This window comes from Pseudomonas sp. GW822-FHT03F08 (genome assembly GCF_058801265.1).
In genome coordinates this window covers 95,477-112,217 of sequence record NZ_JBXANC010000014.1, presented here as the reverse complement: position 1 = coordinate 112,217, position 16,741 = coordinate 95,477, and the positions used below count along the sequence as shown (strand labels likewise).

The window sequence follows — 16,741 nt, the reverse complement described above, 5'->3', positions numbered from 1 at the left end:
GGTCGGCAACTTCGCCGAATGTCTCGATATTTCGCAGGCAAAAAAATGCCCCGCCGTTTTCACGGCGGGGCATTTTTATTGCGCTAAAGCGACGGGGTGATTAAACGCCCGAAGCCTTGGCCGCTGCCACGTCTTTGATGGACAGTTTGATACGGCCGCGGTTGTCCACGTCCAGTACCAGTACTTCCACTTCCTGGCCTTCTTTCAGGATGTCGGTCACTTTCTCTACGCGAGCGTCGCTCAGCATCGAGATGTGAACCAGACCATCCTTGCCTGGCAAGATGTTGACGAATGCGCCGAAGTCGACGATGCGCTCAACCTTGCCGACGTAGATCTTGCCGATCTCGGCTTCTGCGGTGATACCCAGAACGCGCTGACGTGCAGCTTCAGCCGCTTCCTTGGTTTCGCCGAAGATCTTGATCGAACCGTCGTCTTCGATGTCGATCGAAGCCTTGGTTTCTTCGCAGATCGCACGGATGGTCGCGCCACCTTTACCGATAACGTCACGGATCTTGTCGGTGTCGATCTTCATCGCGATCATGGTCGGAGCGTTGGCCGACAGCTCGGTACGCGACTGGCCGATGATCTGGTTCATCTGGCCGAGGATGTTCAGGCGCGCTTCCAGGGCTTGGCCCAGAGCGATTTCCATGATCTCTTCGGTGATGCCCTTGATCTTGATGTCCATCTGCAGCGCGGTGACGCCTTTGGCGGTACCGGCTACTTTGAAGTCCATGTCGCCCAGGTGGTCTTCGTCACCCAGGATGTCGGTCAGAACAGCGAATTTCTCGCCTTCTTTAACCAGACCCATGGCGATACCGGCAACCGGTGCCTTCATCGGGACACCAGCGTCCATCAGGGCCAGGGAAGCGCCGCAAACGGAAGCCATCGAGCTCGAACCGTTGGATTCGGTGATTTCCGAAACCACACGGATGGTGTACGGGAACACGTCAGCGGCAGGCAGCATCGCCGAAACCGAACGACGGGCCAGACGGCCGTGACCGATTTCACGACGACCGGCACCACCCATGCGACCACACTCGCCCACCGAGAACGGAGGGAAGTTGTAGTGCAGCATGAACGGGTCTTTTTTCTCGCCTTCCAGAGTGTCCAGCAGCTGTGCGTCACGGGCGGTGCCCAGAGTCGCGACTACCAGAGCCTGGGTTTCGCCACGGGTGAACAGCGCCGAACCGTGGGTCTTCGGCAGAACGCCGACTTCGATGTTCAGCGGACGCACGGTGCGGGTGTCGCGACCGTCGATACGTGGCTTGCCGTTTACGATGTTCTCGCGAACGGTGCGGTATTCGATTTCGCCGAAAGCGGCTTTAACGTCGGAAGCCGAAGGCTGGCCTTCTTCGCCGGACAGCTTGGCAACAACCTGATCCTTCAACTCACCCAGGCGAGCGTAACGGTCGGCCTTGATGGTGATGGTGTAAGCCTGGGAGATCGCTTCGCCGAACTCGGCACGGATAGCGCCCAGCAGTTCGGTGGCTTCTGGAGCAGGTGCCCAGGTCCAGGTTGGCTTGGCGGCTTCAGCGGCCAGTTCTTTGACTGCGTTGATCACAACCTGGAACTCGTCGTGAGCAAACAGTACCGCGCCCAGCATCTGGTCTTCGGTCAGCTCTTTGGCTTCCGATTCAACCATCAGCACGGCGTCCGAAGTACCGGCAACGACCATGTCCAGGCTCGAAGCAGCTTGCTGTTCGTAAGTCGGGTTCAGCAGGTAGCCGGTGCTTTCGTGGAAAGCAACGCGAGCGGCGCCGATCGGGCCGTCGAACGGAATGCCCGAGATTGCCAGGGCAGCCGAGGTACCGATCATCGCAGCGATGTCCGGATCGGTCTTCTTGCTGGTGGAAACGACGGTGCAGACAACCTGCACTTCGTTCATGAAACCTTCTGGGAACAGCGGACGGATCGGACGGTCGATCAGTCGGGAAGTCAGGGTTTCTTTCTCGGAAGGACGGCCTTCACGCTTGAAGAAACCGCCAGGGATCTTACCGGCAGCGTAAGTCTTTTCCTGGTAGTGAACGGACAGAGGGAAGAAACCCTTGCCCGGATCGGCTTGTTTTGCACCGACTACAGTCACCAATACGCTGACGTCATCGTCAACGGTGACCAATACTGCGCCGGAGGCCTGACGGGCGATACGGCCAGTCTCGAGGGTAACGGTCGACTGACCGAACTGGAATTTTTTGATTACCGGGTTCACGGTGTCCTACCTTCTTTGTGGCTCTTGGGGGAACTGGTTTCTTGCGAAATTCTTGGGCAATGCCGGGAATCGGCCCGACGTCTGTCCGGGGTAAAACGTGTATCCAGATAAAACTTGAGGCTGGGAGCCTGCCATGCGCCAGCGGGAATCCCACTGACGCACGACAGACAACCAACCTCTAGCGCAATCGCTGATTAGCGACGCAGACCCAGGCGAGCGATCAGAGCGCTGTAACGGCTCACGTCCTTGCCTTTCAGGTAGTCCAGCAGCTTGCGACGCTGGTTTACCATGCGGATCAGACCACGACGGGAGTGGTGGTCTTTACCGTTGGCCTTGAAGTGACCTTGCAGTTTGTTGATGTTGGCGGTCAGCAGTGCAACTTGCACTTCTGGCGAACCAGTGTCACCAACAGCTTGCTGGTAGTCAGCTACGATTTGAGCTTTTTCTTGAACGTCGAGAGCCATGAGGCAATCCTTTTATCAGGAAACTGTTTCAAAAACAGTTTCAACAGGCCAGGGACAAATCCCTGTATCTATAAATGAGTAGTGACCGTGCCTGTTAACAGCCACACTCGCCAGCCTGCTGTTACACAGGCTGGTTTCCGGTCATTCTGACCGAATCAGTCGACGCGGCGCGATACGCCCGTCTTCGCTCACTTCACCGATACCGATGAAGCGACCGTTGTGATCCTGTACCCGCACCATGCCGAACTTCGGAGCATCCGGAGCACGTACCGGCTGGCCGTTGAGCCAGTAGAACGCACTGTGTTCCGAGAAGTGCAGCAGTGGCCAATCCTGCAGGCCGCTGTCCGATGGCATCAGGAAGCGGTCGACCGCTTCGTTGCCGCCTTCGGCATGTACCGCTTCAAGCTCTTCGAGGGTCACGGTTTGCGCCAGGGTGAAAGGCCCGGCCTGGGTACGGCGCAATTCAGCGACGTACGCACCACAACCGAGTTGCTCACCGATATCCTCCACCAGGGTACGAATATAGGTGCCCTTGCTGCAATCCACCGCAAGACGCGCAGTATCGCCTTCGAAGGCCAGCAATTCCAAGCGCGCAATAGTAACAGAACGCGGTTCACGCTCCACTACTTCGCCTGCACGGGCCAACTTGTACAGCGGCTGGCCATCACGCTTGAGGGCCGAGTACATCGGCGGTATCTGACTGATTTGCCCGCGAAATTTCGGCAGGACCGCCTCAATGTCGGCCTGACCAACGGTCACCGGACGCTCCTGCAAAACCTCGCCTTCGGCGTCTGCCGTGGTGGTGGTCTTGCCCAGTTGCGCCAGGGTTTCGTAACCCTTGTCGGAATCGAGCAGGTATTGCGAGAACTTGGTCGCCTCGCCAAAGCACAACGGCAGCACGCCGGTGGCCAGTGGGTCGAGACTGCCGGTGTGCCCGGCCTTCTCGGCATTGAGCAGCCAGCGAACCTTCTGCAACGCGGCGTTGGAGGTGAATCCCAGCGGCTTGTCGAGCAGGATGATGCCGCTGACGTTACGACGGATACGTTTGACCTGAGCCACCGAGTTACTCCTTGGTGTCTTCGGGTTCTGCCGCAACCACGTGCTGATTGTCCTCAGCCACGGCGCGCTCGATCAGGGCCGACAGGTGCGCGCCACGCACGACGCTTTCGTCGTAGTGGAAGTGCAATTGCGGCACGCTGCGCAGCTTCATTTCACGGGCCAACTGCATGCGCAGGAAACCGGCGGCAGCGTTGAGCACCTTGATGCTTTGCGCGATGTCTTCAGCGTTGTCCTGCCCCATCACGGTGATGAAGATCTTTGCGTGACCGACGTCACGGCTGACTTCAACAGCGGTAATGGTGACCAGGCCGACGCGCGGGTCTTTGACTTCACGACGGATCAGTTGGGCCAGCTCACGCTGCATCTGATCGCCGATACGTTGGGTACGGCTGTATTCTTTTGCCATGATTTGTTACCTGTTACTGCCCAGCGGTGAAACCCGCAAGGTCTGAAAGCGGCAAACGCCCGGCCTGACAAAAGCCAGACCGGGCGTTGCGTTTAGAGTCCTGACGCCGTGCCGCGCATTTTCATGCGACGGCCCGACGTGGCCCTTGAAGTGCGCGAGTCAGAGGCTGCGAGCAACCTGAACCTTCTCGAAGACTTCGATCTTGTCACCGACTTTGACGTCGTTGTAGCTCTTCACGCCGATACCGCATTCCATGCCGGCACGTACTTCGGAAGCGTCATCCTTGAAGCGGCGCAGGGATTCCAGCTCGCCTTCGAAGATCACGATGTCTTCACGCAGTACACGGATCGGACGGTTACGGTGAACAGTACCCTCGATCACCATGCAGCCGGCGATAGCGCCGAACTTAGGCGAACGGAACACGTCACGTACTTCGGCCACACCGAGGATGTTCTCGCGAACATCGCTGCCAAGCATACCGGTCAGGGCTTTCTTGACGTCTTCGATGATGTCGTAGATTACGTTGTAGTAACGCATATCCAGACCTTCCTGCTCGACGATCTTCCGTGCGCCGGCATCGGCACGCACGTTGAAGCCGAACAGTACAGCGTTGGAAGCCAGTGCCAGGTTGGCGTCGGATTCGGTGATACCACCGACACCGCCACCGACCACGCGCACTTGCACTTCGTCGTTGCCCAGGCCGTTCAGAGCGCCCTGCAATGCTTCCAGCGAACCACGGACGTCGGATTTGAGGACGATGTTGAGCGTCTTCTTCTCTTCCTGACCCATGCTTTCGAAGATGTTTTCCAGCTTGCCGGCGTGAGCGCGAGCCAGTTTGACTTCGCGGAACTTGCCTTGACGGAACAGAGCCACTTCACGGGCTTTCTTCTCGTCGGCAACCACGCTCATCTCGTCGCCAGCATCAGGCGTACCGTCCAGGCCGAGGATCTCGACCGGAATGGCCGGACCTGCTTCCTTGATCGGCTTGCCGTTCTCGTCGAGCATGGCGCGCACGCGGCCGTAGTTCGAGCCGACCAGCACCATGTCGCCTTGACGCAGAGTACCGTCCTGAACCAGAACAGTCGCTACCGGGCCACGGCCCTTGTCCAGACGCGATTCAACCACGACACCACGGCCAGGAGCCGATGGGGTTGCAGTCAGTTCGAGAACTTCGGCTTGCAGCAATACAGCTTCAAGCAGTTCGTCGACGCCGGTACCCATCTTCGCGGAGACCGGAACGAATGGAGTGTCACCACCCCACTCTTCGGAGGTCACGCCGTGGGCCGACAGTTCGCTACGGATGCGATCGAGATCAGCGCCCGGCTTGTCGATCTTGTTCACCGCAACCACCAGCGGAACACCAGCAGCAACAGCGTGCTGAACGGCTTCGATGGTTTGTGGCATCACGCCGTCGTCCGCTGCAACCACCAGGATCACGATGTCGGTCGCCTTGGCACCACGGGCACGCATTGCGGTAAACGCGGCGTGACCAGGGGTGTCGAGGAACGTCACCATGCCACGGTCGGTTTCAACGTGGTACGCACCGATGTGCTGGGTGATGCCGCCGGCTTCGCCTGCAGCTACCTTGGCACGACGGATGTAGTCGAGCAGGGAAGTCTTACCGTGGTCAACGTGGCCCATTACGGTCACGACTGGAGCACGGGAAACGGCTTCACCTTCAAACTTCAGGGACTCGGCCAGGGAATCTTCCAGAGCGGTGTCGCTGACCAGGGTCACTTTGTGGCCCAGTTCTTCGGCTACCAGCTGAGCAGTTTCCTGATCAAGCACCTGGTTGATGGTCGCTGGAGTACCCAGTTTGAACATGAACTTGATGATTTCAGCAGCCTTCACCGACATCTGTTGAGCGAGATCGCCAACAGTGATGGTTTCGCCGATCTTCACTTCACGCACGACAGGACCGGTAGGGTTCTGGAAACCGTGGGCGTTGCGTTTCTTCAGCTTGGCCTTGCCGCGACCGCCGCGACGGAAGCCATCGCTTTCTTCGTCGGTAGTGCGTGGCGCCACACGTGGAGCCGGTGCCTTTTCCTTGACCGAAGCGCGATGCGGAGCGTTTTTGCGCTCGCCATCGCCACTGCCGCGACGGTTGTTGTCGTCGGCACGTGGTTTGTCCGGACGGCGCTGTTCGTCGCGCTTGCGAGCGTCGGCAGCTGGCGCTGCAGCCACAACCGGCGCAGCTTCGCGCACAGGTTCAGCGGCTGGCGCAGGTGCTGCAACAGGCTCGGAAGTGGCGGTCGATGCAGCAGCAGGCTGGCGACGCGCTTCTTCTTCGGCGCGAACACGGGCTTCTTCTTCAGCCTTTTGACGGGCAGCATTTTCTACTGCGCGACGCTCATCCAGTTCACGCTTGCGCTCGGCTTCGATTTCTTCCGGGCTACGCTGTACGAAAACTTTCTTCTTGCGGACTTCAACGCTGATGCTTTTGCTGCCAGCCACACGCAGGGTGCTGGTGGTTTTACGCTGCAGCGTGATCTTGCGTGGTTCTTCCACTTTCGCCTTGTGGCTGCTCTTCAAGTGAGTCAGCAGGGATTGCTTCTCACTGTCAGTCACATGTTCTTCGGCGGCGGTGTGCGGCAGACCTGCCTCACGCATCTGCTGCAACAGGCGCTCTACCGGTGTTTTGACCTCATCGGCCAGTTGTTTCACCGTGACTTGCGTCATGCATTTCTCTCCTCAGGCCGCGCCTAATTACTCGAACCAGTGGGCTCGGGCGGCCATGATCAACTTGCCGGCACGATCATCGTCAATGCCGTCGATGTCGAGCAGGTCGTCAATAGACTGCTCGGCCAGGTCTTCGCGGGTAATTACGCCGCGCACCGCCAGTTCCATCGCCAAATCCTTGTCCATACCCTCAAGCGAGAGCAGGTCTTCGGCCGGATGGGCGTCTGCCAGCTTTTCCTCAGTAGCGATGGCTTTGGTCAACAAGCGATCCTTGGCACGAGCACGAAGCTCGTTGACGATGTCTTCGTCAAAGCCGTCGATGTTGAGCATTTCTTCCAACGGTACGTAGGCAATCTCTTCCAGGCTGGTGAAGCCTTCGTCAACCAGCACCTGAGCCAGCTCTTCGTCGACTTCCAGCTCGTCGATGAAGTTGCGCAGGATGTCGCCGGTTTCCGCTTGTTGCTTAGCCTGGATGTCCGATTCGGTCATCACGTTCAGGGTCCAGCCAGTCAGCTGGCTCGCCAGACGCACGTTCTGACCACCACGACCGATGGCCTGAGCCAGATTGTCTGCGCCAACGGCGATGTCCATGGCGTGGGCATCTTCATCAACGATGATGGCCGCCACTTCTGCCGGCGACATGGCATTGATCACGAACTGCGCCGGGTTATCGTCCCACAGGACGATATCGACACGCTCGCCACCCAACTCGCCCGACACGGCCTGGACGCGCGAACCGCGCATACCGATGCACGCGCCCTGCGGGTCGATGCGTTTGTCCTTGGAGCGGACAGCGATCTTGGCGCGCGAACCCGGATCACGGGAAGCGGCCATGACTTCGATGAGGCCTTCAGCGATTTCCGGCACTTCGATACGGAACAGCTCGATCAGCATTTCCGGCGCGGTACGCGACAGGATCAACTGAGGGCCACGGTTCTCGGTGCGGATTTCCTTGAGCAGCGCACGCAGACGCACGCCAACACGGAAGGTTTCGCGAGAGATGATGTCTTCACGGGCCAGCAACGCTTCAGCGTTATTACCCAGGTCGACGATCACGTTGTCGCGGGTCACTTTTTTCACGGTGCCGGAGATGATTTCTCCCAGGCGCTCGCGATAAGCGTCAACCACTTGAGCGCGCTCGGCTTCGCGCACTTTCTGCACGATGACCTGCTTGGCGGTCTGCGCAGCAATGCGGCCGAATTCGATGGATTCGATCTTTTCTTCGACGACGTCACCAACCTTGGCGCCAGGATGCGTTTCAGCAACCTTGCTTGGCCAGGTTTCGATGGCCGGATCATCGAGATCATTCTCTTCGACGACCGTCCAGCGACGGAAAGTTTCGTAAGAACCGGTGTGGCGGTTGATTTCCACACGCAGATCAACTTCGTCTTCAAAACGCTTTTTGGTAGCAGTGGCCAGAGCCAGCTCCAGCGCTTCAAAAATTACGCTTGCCGGTACGCCCTTTTCATTGGATACCGACTCAACAACCAGCAGTACTTCTTTGCTCATCGTACGCCTCGCCTTTCGCAAGCCATTGGATCCGCGGGATCCGCGTCTCAGTCAAAACTGGGAATAATGTTGGCCTTGTCGATCATATCGATCGGCAACAGGAATTCATGGTCATCTACCTGCACCACGACATCCTGTTCTTCTACACCGCGCAGAAGGCCCTGAAAGTTGCGTCGTCCTTCAAAAGGCGAGCGCAGCTTGATCTTCACTTGTTCACCGACATATTTGGCAAACTGCTCAAGAGTGAACAGTGGGCGTTCCATGCCTGGCGAGGAAACTTCAAGGGTGTATTCAACGGATATCGGATCTTCAACATCCAGCACACCGCTGATCTGACGGCTGACGATGGCGCAATCGTCCACCAGTACGCCGCCTTCCTTATCGATATAAACGCGCAACATTGAGTGGCGACCTTGAGCCGAAAACTCAATACCCCAGCATTCATAGCCTAGGGCCACGACCACCGGGGCCAGCAAGGCCTGCAACTCTTCTAGCTTGCTCGACACCTGAACCCCCTCGTGCATGTATGTGCATGCTATGCAAAATAAAAAAATGGGCGAAACGCCCATCCTTGAAACGCCGTCGAACAGCGGCGTTGAAAGTGTCCAGCTAACAAAAAGCCCCTTAAAAGGGGCTCCTTAAACTGGTTGCGGGGGCCGGATTTGAACCGACGACCTTCGGGTTATGAGCCCGACGAGCTACCAGACTGCTCCACCCCGCGACAAAGCTGGGGCGGAAGTATACGACCGATCCCCAATAGGGTCAATGTAACCTTCCACCTGCAAGAAAGCCCGCAACAGCGGGCTCTCCTGACTAATTGGTACCGAGAAGGGGACTCGAACCCCTACACCCTATGGGCACAACCACCTCAAGGTTGCGTGTCTACCAATTCCACCACCTCGGCAATACTACGTTTGAAACCCTTCTTACTTCTGCTCTTGAGCTGGAGGTACGTCAGTCGCTGGAGTAGCCGACTTTTGCTCTTGAAGCACCGGGACATCATCAGAAGCCGGTTGTTGCTTTGGAACTTCCAACACTGCCGGGTTTGGCAAACCTGCCTGAGTCAGCTGATGAGCCTTCTCTTTAGCAAAGTATCCTAACCCCAAGCTGGTTATGAAGAAACCGGCGGCAAGTATAGCAGTAAACTTACTAAGAAAGGTAGAGGAACCTTGGCTTCCGAACACAGTATTTGAAGCACCTGCTCCGAAAGACGCGCCAGCGTCCGCACCCTTACCCTGCTGCAGCAAAACCAGAGCAACTACGCCCAATGCACCCAGCAGATGAAAAACGACTACGACTGTTTCCAGCATTTTTTCAGTTTCCCGCGGCGCGACAGATCGCACCGAACTCATCTGCATTCAGGGAAGCTCCACCAATGAGCCCCCCATCGATATCCGGCATGCCGAACAGTTCGACCGCATTGGCCGCCTTCACGCTGCCGCCGTATAGAAGCCGCACACCTCGTGCGACTTCAGAATTCTCTGCCGCCAACTGCTCGCGAATGGCCTTATGCACATCCTGAGCCTGTTGCGGCGTTGCAGTCAGCCCGGTACCAATGGCCCAGACCGGCTCGTAAGCGATCACTGCATTGGCAAAAGCACCGACACCCAGCTCCTCTATGATACTGCCCAGCTGACGCCCGACAACCTCAAGAGTTTTTCCAGCTTCGCGTTGCTCCAGGGTCTCCCCCACACACAACACCGGAATCAAGCCACATGCCTGTGCCGCTGCGAACTTGCGATTCAGCATCCCGTCTCGCTCGCCCATGATCTGGCGGCGTTCGGAGTGCCCGACAAGCACCAGGGAACAACCTGCATCCACCAACTGACTCGGTGCAACTTCACCGGTCAATGCACCTTGCATCGATTCCACCGCAGAGTTCTGCGCGCCGACCGAAATCGACTTTCCTTTCAAGCCATCAATCACTTGATTGATATGCAGACAAGGCGGGAATACCGCGACATCAACACCGCTTGGCAAGGCCAGATGACGAAGGCCGTTGATCAGCTCAGCGACGCTGGCGCGGGTACCGTGCATCTTCCAGTTACCAGCTACCATAGGGCGACGCATGCTGTACCTCGTCGGTCAAAGTGGGCGCAGATGTTACCCAACACAATCATGGCTGGCAAGCCGTATCAGGCAGAAACTTCAGTTACCAGTTTTGCCAGTTCTTCGGCATAGCTGCGAACCTGAGCTTCATCCTCGCCTTCGACCATGACACGCACCAGAGGCTCTGTCCCGGACTTGCGCAGAAGCACACGGCCACGACCCGCCATCGCCTCGGTTACACGCTTGCTGGCTTCCTTGACAGCCGGGTGGTCGAGCGGACTGTCGCCGCCGCCAAAACGCACATTGATCAACACCTGAGGACACTTGCGCAGCGCCTGGCGGGTTTGCGCCAGACCTTCGTTGCGGGTTTTCAATGCCATCAACACCTGCAACGCCGCGATGATCGCATCACCCGTTGTGGTGTGATTGAAGCAGACGACATGCCCGGAGTTCTCACCACCGACCAGCCAATCACGCTCCAGCAACTCGGCAATCACATAACGGTCGCCGACATTTGCGCGCACAAAAGGAATACCCAGATCCGCCAGGGCCAACTCCAGACCCAGGTTGCTCATCAGCGTACCGACCACGCCGCCCTGCAACTTGCCGCGCTCATGCAGATCGCGCGCGATGATGAAAATCAGCTCATCGCCATCAACAACCGCACCGGTGTGATCAACCATCAAGACCCGATCACCATCGCCATCGAAAGCGATACCCAGATCGGCGTGTTCGGAAAGCACCGCCGCCTGCAACGGCCCCATGTGCGTCGAGCCACAGTTGTCGTTGATGTTCAGGCCGTTGGGCTGGGCGGACAACACCACAACCTCGGCGCCCAACTCACGGAAGACGCTCGGCGCGACCTTGTAGGTTGCTCCGTGCGCGCAGTCGATCACGATCTTGAGACCGGCAAAACTGGTATTGGTCGGCACGCTGCTCTTGCAGAACTCGATGTATCGACCGGACGCATCGTTGATTCGCGAGACCTTGCCGATCTTGCTCGACTCGACGACTGTCATTGGAGTATCGAGCAGCTCTTCGATCATCAGTTCCAGCTCATCCGGCAACTTGGTGCCGCGACCGGAGAAAAACTTGATGCCGTTATCGTCGTGAGGATTGTGCGAAGCACTGATCACGATACCGGCCTCAGCCTGGAATGTGCGCGACAGGTAAGCGATAGCAGGCGTCGGCATCGGCCCGAGCAGCATCACGTCGGCACCTGCCGATGTGAGACCGGCCTCCAGAGCCGACTCGAACATATAACCGGAAATTCGTGTGTCCTTGCCCACGAGCACCTTGCAGGCGCCCATTTTTCGGAATGCCATCCCTGCTGCCCAGCCAAGCTTCAGCATGAAATCCGGAGTAATCGGGTACTCACCGACGCGACCACGAATACCGTCGGTACCAAAGTATTTCTTGCTCATAAGTGCTCCATCATTCTTATTCGGCTGATTCCACGGCCGCGATCATCCGCACGACATCCACCGTCTCTGCCACATCATGGACGCGCAATATACGCGCGCCCTTGACGGACGCCAGTGCAGCCAGGGCCAAACCACCATACAGGCGCTCGCCCACAGGGCGATTCAGTGCCTGCCCGATCATGCTTTTTCGCGAGACGCCGACCAACAGAGGTCGCCCCAATGCATGAAGGGCATCCATATGCCTGAACAAGCTTAGATTGTGCTGCAGGGTTTTGGCGAAACCGAAGCCAGGATCGAGAATGATCCGCTCCGCAGGTATGCCAGCCGACGCGCATCGCTCCATACGCTCGGCGAGAAACTCACCCACTTCCCGAGTGACATCCTGATATTGCGGGTTGTCCTGCATGTCACCGGGCTCACCCAGCATATGCATCAGACAGACCGGCAACCCCGTGGCCGCAGCGGCATCCAGCGCACCGTCACGCCGCAGTGATCGCACGTCGTTGATCAACCCGGCGCCCAGGCGTGCAGTTTCCCGCATGACGGCTGGAGTCGATGTATCGACAGAGATGATCACATCCAGCTCGCGATTGATCAGCTCCACGATTGGCGCCACACGCTCCAGCTCCTCAAGCGGTGAAACCGCTCGCGCACCAGGCCGCGTTGACTCTCCGCCGACATCAATCAGCGTCGCACCGGCCAACACCATCGCCTCGGCATGACACAAGGCAGCATCAAGCTGGCTGTATCGGCCGCCATCGGAGAAGGAATCGGGAGTGACATTGAGAATGCCCATGACATGCGTCCGGGCCAAATCAAGAACCCGGTTGCCGCAAGGCAACCGGGTCAGGGACTGTACAGAAGTCATTTCAAACCTTAAACGTCAGCAGCCGGACCGCCAATCGGTGTTTCCGGACGCTCCTGAACCACCGGAGGAGGCGTGCCAGTGCCGGTGCCACCCGACCAGTCGCGAGGTTCGCGTGGCGTGCGACCCGCCATGATGTCGTCGATCTGTTCGGCGTCGATCGTCTCGTACTTCATCAGGGCATCGGCCATGGCATCGAGCTTGTCGCGGTTGTCCGTAAGGATCTGTTTGGCGGTGCCGTAGCACTGATCGATGATGCTGCGCACTTCCGAGTCAATCAACTTCGCGGTTTCACCCGAGAAGCTGGCGTTCTGACCACCGCCGCCACGACCCAGGAACACCTCGCCCTCTTCTTCCGCATACATCAACGGACCGAGTTTTTCAGACAGGCCCCACTTGGTCACCATGTTCCGCGCAATCTGACTGGCACGCATGATGTCGTTGGAGGCGCCGGTAGTCACACCGTCGAAGCCCAGGGTCATTTCTTCAGCGATACGACCGCCGTACAGCGAGCAGATCTGACTGATCAACGCACGCTTGGACAGGCTGTAGCGATCTTCTTCCGGCAGGAACATGGTCACACCCAGCGCACGACCGCGCGGGATGATCGACACCTTGTAGACCGGATCATGCTCAGGCACGACGCGACCGACAATGGCGTGGCCGGCTTCGTGATAAGCCGTGTTTTGCTTCTCTTTCTCGGACATGACCATGGATTTGCGCTCGGCACCCATCATGATCTTGTCTTTGGCCAGTTCGAATTCCTTCATCTCGACAATGCGCTTGCCAGCACGGGCAGCGAACAGCGAAGCCTCGTTGACCAGGTTCGCAAGGTCTGCACCGGAGAAGCCTGGAGTACCACGAGCGATAACAGCTGGAGCAACATCGTCACCCATTGGCACTTTACGCATGTGCACTTTGAGGATTTGTTCGCGACCACGGATATCCGGCAGACCGACCACCACCTGACGGTCGAAACGACCCGGACGCAGCAAAGCTGGGTCCAGTACGTCAGGACGGTTGGTTGCCGCGATGACGATGATGCCGTCATTCATTTCGAAGCCGTCCATCTCGACCAGCAACTGGTTGAGAGTCTGCTCACGCTCGTCGTGACCGCCGCCCATGCCAGCGCCACGATGGCGACCAACGGCGTCGATCTCGTCGATGAAGATAATGCAAGGTGCGTGTTTCTTGGCCTGTTCGAACATATCGCGAACGCGGCTGGCACCGACACCGACGAACATTTCGACGAAGTCGGAACCGGAAATGGTGAAGAACGGCACTTTGGCTTCGCCGGCAATCGCCTTGGCCAGCAAGGTTTTACCGGTACCCGGAGGACCGACCATCAGTACACCGCGAGGAATACGGCCACCCAGACGCTGGAACTTGCCCGGATCACGCAGGAACTCGACGAGCTCGCCGACCTCTTCCTTGGCTTCGTCGCAACCGGCAACGTCAGCCAGGGTGGTTTTCACCTGGTCTTCGGACAGCAGGCGCGCCTTGCTTTTGCCAAAGCTCATCGGCCCGCCCTTGCCACCGGCACCGCCCTGCATCTGGCGCATGAAGAACATGAACACCGCGATGATCACCAGGATCGGGAAACTGGCCACCAGAAGCTGGGTCCAGATGCTTTGCTGCTCAGGCTGCTTGCCTTCGACCACGACGTGGTTGTCGACCAGGTCGCCGATCAGGCCATTGTCCTGAATTGCCGGACGAATGGTCTTGAAGCTGTCGCCATCGTTGCGCTTGCCGGTAATCACGTAGCCGTCGACGGCCACGCGCTCGACCTTGCCATCCTTGACCTGCTGGATGAAGTCGGAATAGTTGAGGGTCTGCGGCTCGTTAGGGCTGGAGAAGTTGTTCATCACCGTCACCAAGACAGCCGCGATGATCAACCACAGGATCAGATTCTTTGCCATATCGTTCAATTAACTACCCTCTGAAGCAAGCTCCGCTACTGGCGCGCGCTTCGCATGATATTCACCGGCCTAACTTACTACATTACCTACAGCTCTGGCAGGCGCCGTCTGTAACCCTTTGTGAAACACTTTCTACACAATATTCGCTTATGCGCGCGGGGCGAAATACGAAAAACCTATCACCCTGCCAAAAAACCACACTTTACTCGCTACGACCGCGATAGCCCCAAGCCAGCATGTATTGCTCACGGGAGCTGCCACGTGAAGAGTCCGGCTTGATCATCTGGATCTTGTCGAATTTCTTGCGAGCATCCTTCAGGTAAACATCAAACCCTTCGCCCTGAAAAATCTTGATCACGAAATTGCCACCCGGCTTGAGTATCCGCTCCGCCAGATCAAGCGCCAGTTCGCAAAGAAACATGGCTTTTGGCATATCCACTTCAGGCGTACCACTCATATTGGGGGCCATATCGGAAATCACAAGGTCCACCTGCGAATTACCCACGGCCTCAAGGATCTGAGCGAGCACTGCGTCCTCGGTGAAGTCACCCTGGATAAAGGTCACGTCCGGAATGCTGTCCATTTCCAGGATGTCCGAGGCGATCAGTCGCCCCTGACCACCGATCAGCCGACTGGTGACCTGCGACCAGCCACCTGGCGCCGCGCCGAGGTCGACGACGCTCATGCCCGGACGGATCAGCTTGTATTTCTCCTGGATCTCCAGAAGTTTGTAACTCGCACGCGAGCGGTAGCCATCCTTCTGCGCTTGCTTCACATAGGGATCGTTGACATGTCGTTTCAGCCAACCAAGGCTTGTCTTGGAACGCGCCATTGGGCACCTCGTTGATTAGGGTCGTGATTAATTGGGCGGATCCACGAGCCCTCGGGTAAAATGGCCGCCATTTTACAGAATCCAGACGAAAGGGTCAGATTATGCCGCTCACTCCAGAGCAGAAGAAACAGTACAAATCCATCGGTCACCACCTGAAACCAGTTTTGACGGTGGCTGACAACGGTTTGACTGAGGGTGTTTTAGCCGAACTCGAACGCGCATTGGCGGATCACGAGCTGATCAAGATCAAGCTCAACATCCTCGATCGCGAAGCACGCCTGGCGTCCGTTGCAGAGCTGTGCAAGGTCGGCAAGGCCGATCTGGTTCAAGTCATCGGCAAGATGGCACTGATTTACCGCAAGAACTTCAGCGTCAACAAGCAGCTGTCGAACGTCCATCGCTTCAAGTGATGGCAAGGGTCAAGGGTGTGCTTCGCGCACCCTGCCACTCCATCCCGGCACCGGCTGCAACACCAGCACCAGCCCGGAAAAACCCAGAACAAGATAGCTGAACACCTGCCAGCGCTGCGCATCCGGCCAGCCGACACGCACTGCGATATACATCGCACTCGCATACAACGCCATCAGCAGCACTTGCCCGCGAAAATCCCGCCATAGACTGGCAAGGCCTTCGGCCTGTACCAGCACCAAAGCCTGAAAAAACACGCACGCGGCAGCGAAACCCACCACCGGCACCTCAAACGCACTGGCGACTTCGTCGATCAGCAGCGGCGCCAGGCCAATCTTGCCCAGCACCGGCCGCAGACCAAGGTGCACCAGCCATAATCCGCCGACCCACAGCATCTGGGTCAGCTGCCAGAGCATGGCGCCCGCATGCAGCGGGCGCCCTGTTTCAGATGTGACGGACTTCGACAATCTCGTACTCGATAACGCCACCAGGCGTTTTCACGGCAACGACGTCGCCCTCTTCCTTGCCGATCAGGGCACGGGCCAGAGGCGAACCGACCGAAATCTTGCCGAGTTTGAAGTCTGCCTCATCCTCACCAACGATGTGGTAAGTGACGCTTTCATCAGTCTCGACGTTGGCGATTTCAACGGTGGTGCCGAAAATCACTTTGCCCGTGTGAGGAATGGTCGTGACATCAATCACGACCTGATTCTGGATCCGGCCTTCGATGTCACGGATGCGCGCCTCGACCATGCCCTGCTGTTCGCGGGCAGCATGGTATTCGGCGTTTTCCTTCAAGTCACCCAGCTCGCGGGCCGTACCGATGTCCTGGCTGAGCTTCGGACGAACGACCTTGGTCAGGTGAGTATGTTCTTCTTCCAGGGCGCGAGCGCCCTGAACAGTCATCGGGTACTTGGTTAT

The 16,741-nt window shown here is 57.9% G+C and carries 16 protein-coding genes and 2 tRNA genes; 1 reads left to right on the top strand and 17 read right to left on the bottom strand.

Features of this window, described 5'->3' with window-relative positions:
* Positions 1 to 100 precede the first annotated feature (100 nt).
* The 15 genes from pnp to rlmE form a co-directional block, all read right to left on the bottom strand.
* A complete protein-coding gene (pnp, locus tag AC1RME_RS27895; RefSeq protein WP_096818846.1) occupies positions 101 to 2,206 on the bottom strand; it encodes a polyribonucleotide nucleotidyltransferase in 2,106 nt (701 codons plus the stop codon).
* A gap of 194 nt (positions 2,207 to 2,400) precedes the next feature.
* Complete coding sequence (gene rpsO, locus AC1RME_RS27890) at positions 2,401 to 2,670, bottom strand: 30S ribosomal protein S15 (protein ID WP_011332409.1); 270 nt, start codon at positions 2,668 to 2,670, stop codon at positions 2,401 to 2,403.
* Positions 2,671 to 2,811: 141 nt separating this feature from the next.
* Complete coding sequence (gene truB, locus AC1RME_RS27885) at positions 2,812 to 3,729, bottom strand: tRNA pseudouridine(55) synthase TruB (protein WP_096818844.1); 918 nt, start codon at positions 3,727 to 3,729, stop codon at positions 2,812 to 2,814.
* Between the two features lie 4 nt (positions 3,730 to 3,733).
* Positions 3,734 to 4,135, bottom strand: coding sequence for a 30S ribosome-binding factor RbfA (gene rbfA / locus AC1RME_RS27880; protein ID WP_096818842.1), 402 nt, complete (start codon positions 4,133 to 4,135; stop codon positions 3,734 to 3,736).
* Positions 4,136 to 4,294: 159 nt separating this feature from the next.
* Positions 4,295 to 6,814 carry a translation initiation factor IF-2 gene (gene infB, locus AC1RME_RS27875; protein WP_102619400.1) on the bottom strand — a complete coding sequence of 840 codons (2,520 nt, stop codon included), beginning with the start codon at positions 6,812 to 6,814 and terminating at the stop codon, positions 4,295 to 4,297.
* A 27-nt stretch (positions 6,815 to 6,841) separates the two neighbouring features.
* A complete protein-coding gene (nusA, locus tag AC1RME_RS27870; RefSeq protein WP_003221546.1) occupies positions 6,842 to 8,323 on the bottom strand; it encodes a transcription termination factor NusA in 1,482 nt (493 codons plus the stop codon).
* Positions 8,324 to 8,370: 47 nt separating this feature from the next.
* Positions 8,371 to 8,829, bottom strand: coding sequence for a ribosome maturation factor RimP (rimP, locus tag AC1RME_RS27865; RefSeq protein WP_039769696.1), 459 nt, complete (start codon positions 8,827 to 8,829; stop codon positions 8,371 to 8,373).
* 138 nt (positions 8,830 to 8,967) lie between these two features.
* A tRNA-Met gene (locus tag AC1RME_RS27860) sits at positions 8,968 to 9,044 on the bottom strand.
* A 97-nt stretch (positions 9,045 to 9,141) separates the two neighbouring features.
* Positions 9,142 to 9,227, bottom strand: a tRNA-Leu gene (locus AC1RME_RS27855).
* Between the two features lie 22 nt (positions 9,228 to 9,249).
* Positions 9,250 to 9,633, bottom strand: a complete 384-nt coding sequence (gene secG / locus AC1RME_RS27850; RefSeq protein ID WP_011332406.1) for a preprotein translocase subunit SecG — start codon at positions 9,631 to 9,633, stop codon at positions 9,250 to 9,252.
* Positions 9,634 to 9,637: 4 nt separating this feature from the next.
* Positions 9,638 to 10,393, bottom strand: a complete 756-nt coding sequence (gene tpiA / locus AC1RME_RS27845) for a triose-phosphate isomerase (protein WP_096818836.1) — start codon at positions 10,391 to 10,393, stop codon at positions 9,638 to 9,640.
* A gap of 65 nt (positions 10,394 to 10,458) precedes the next feature.
* Entirely contained in the window at positions 10,459 to 11,796 is a 1,338-nt protein-coding gene (gene glmM / locus AC1RME_RS27840) for a phosphoglucosamine mutase (RefSeq protein ID WP_102619399.1), read from the bottom strand.
* A 16-nt stretch (positions 11,797 to 11,812) separates the two neighbouring features.
* A complete protein-coding gene (gene folP, locus AC1RME_RS27835) occupies positions 11,813 to 12,664 on the bottom strand; it encodes a dihydropteroate synthase (RefSeq protein ID WP_096818832.1) in 852 nt (283 codons plus the stop codon).
* Positions 12,665 to 12,672: 8 nt separating this feature from the next.
* Positions 12,673 to 14,580 carry an ATP-dependent zinc metalloprotease FtsH gene (gene ftsH / locus AC1RME_RS27830; RefSeq protein ID WP_096818830.1) on the bottom strand — a complete coding sequence of 636 codons (1,908 nt, stop codon included), beginning with the start codon at positions 14,578 to 14,580 and terminating at the stop codon, positions 12,673 to 12,675.
* A 202-nt stretch (positions 14,581 to 14,782) separates the two neighbouring features.
* On the bottom strand, positions 14,783 to 15,412 hold the full coding sequence (rlmE, locus tag AC1RME_RS27825; RefSeq protein ID WP_096818828.1) for a 23S rRNA (uridine(2552)-2'-O)-methyltransferase RlmE: 630 nt from the start codon (positions 15,410 to 15,412) through the stop codon (positions 14,783 to 14,785).
* A 101-nt stretch (positions 15,413 to 15,513) separates the two neighbouring features.
* Between rlmE and AC1RME_RS27820 the strand changes: the two genes are divergently transcribed.
* Positions 15,514 to 15,822 (top strand): YhbY family RNA-binding protein, encoded by a 309-nt coding sequence (locus tag AC1RME_RS27820; protein WP_011332401.1) that lies wholly within the window; start codon positions 15,514 to 15,516, stop codon positions 15,820 to 15,822.
* A 9-nt stretch (positions 15,823 to 15,831) separates the two neighbouring features.
* Here AC1RME_RS27820 and AC1RME_RS27815 read toward each other — a convergent pair whose 3' ends face one another.
* Together AC1RME_RS27815 and greA are read right to left on the bottom strand one after the other, a co-directional pair.
* Positions 15,832 to 16,236, bottom strand: a complete 405-nt coding sequence (locus AC1RME_RS27815) for an MFS transporter (protein WP_096818826.1) — start codon at positions 16,234 to 16,236, stop codon at positions 15,832 to 15,834.
* Positions 16,237 to 16,264: 28 nt separating this feature from the next.
* Positions 16,265 to 16,741 (bottom strand): transcription elongation factor GreA, encoded by a 477-nt coding sequence (gene greA, locus AC1RME_RS27810; RefSeq protein ID WP_096819323.1) that lies wholly within the window; start codon positions 16,739 to 16,741, stop codon positions 16,265 to 16,267.

What these genes read in the sequence shown, in the direction of transcription:
- rpsO (WP_011332409.1), bottom strand. Translation starts at nt 2,670, where the DNA reads ATGGCTCTCGACGTTCAAGAAAAAGCTCAAATCGTAGCTGACTACCAG.
- rbfA (WP_096818842.1), bottom strand. Translation starts at nt 4,135, where the DNA reads ATGGCAAAAGAATACAGCCGTACCCAACGTATCGGCGATCAGATGCAG.
- infB (WP_102619400.1), bottom strand. Translation starts at nt 6,814, where the DNA reads ATGACGCAAGTCACGGTGAAACAACTGGCCGATGAGGTCAAAACACCG.
- nusA (WP_003221546.1), bottom strand. Translation starts at nt 8,323, where the DNA reads ATGAGCAAAGAAGTACTGCTGGTTGTTGAGTCGGTATCCAATGAAAAG.
- secG (WP_011332406.1), bottom strand. Translation starts at nt 9,633, where the DNA reads ATGCTGGAAACAGTCGTAGTCGTTTTTCATCTGCTGGGTGCATTGGGC.
- tpiA (WP_096818836.1), bottom strand. Translation starts at nt 10,393, where the DNA reads ATGCGTCGCCCTATGGTAGCTGGTAACTGGAAGATGCACGGTACCCGC.
- glmM (WP_102619399.1), bottom strand. Translation starts at nt 11,796, where the DNA reads ATGAGCAAGAAATACTTTGGTACCGACGGTATTCGTGGTCGCGTCGGT.
- folP (WP_096818832.1), bottom strand. Translation starts at nt 12,664, where the DNA reads ATGACTTCTGTACAGTCCCTGACCCGGTTGCCTTGCGGCAACCGGGTT.
- ftsH (WP_096818830.1), bottom strand. Translation starts at nt 14,580, where the DNA reads ATGGCAAAGAATCTGATCCTGTGGTTGATCATCGCGGCTGTCTTGGTG.
- rlmE (WP_096818828.1), bottom strand. Translation starts at nt 15,412, where the DNA reads ATGGCGCGTTCCAAGACAAGCCTTGGTTGGCTGAAACGACATGTCAAC.
- AC1RME_RS27820 (WP_011332401.1), top strand. Translation starts at nt 15,514, where the DNA reads ATGCCGCTCACTCCAGAGCAGAAGAAACAGTACAAATCCATCGGTCAC.
- AC1RME_RS27815 (WP_096818826.1), bottom strand. Translation starts at nt 16,236, where the DNA reads ATGCTCTGGCAGCTGACCCAGATGCTGTGGGTCGGCGGATTATGGCTG.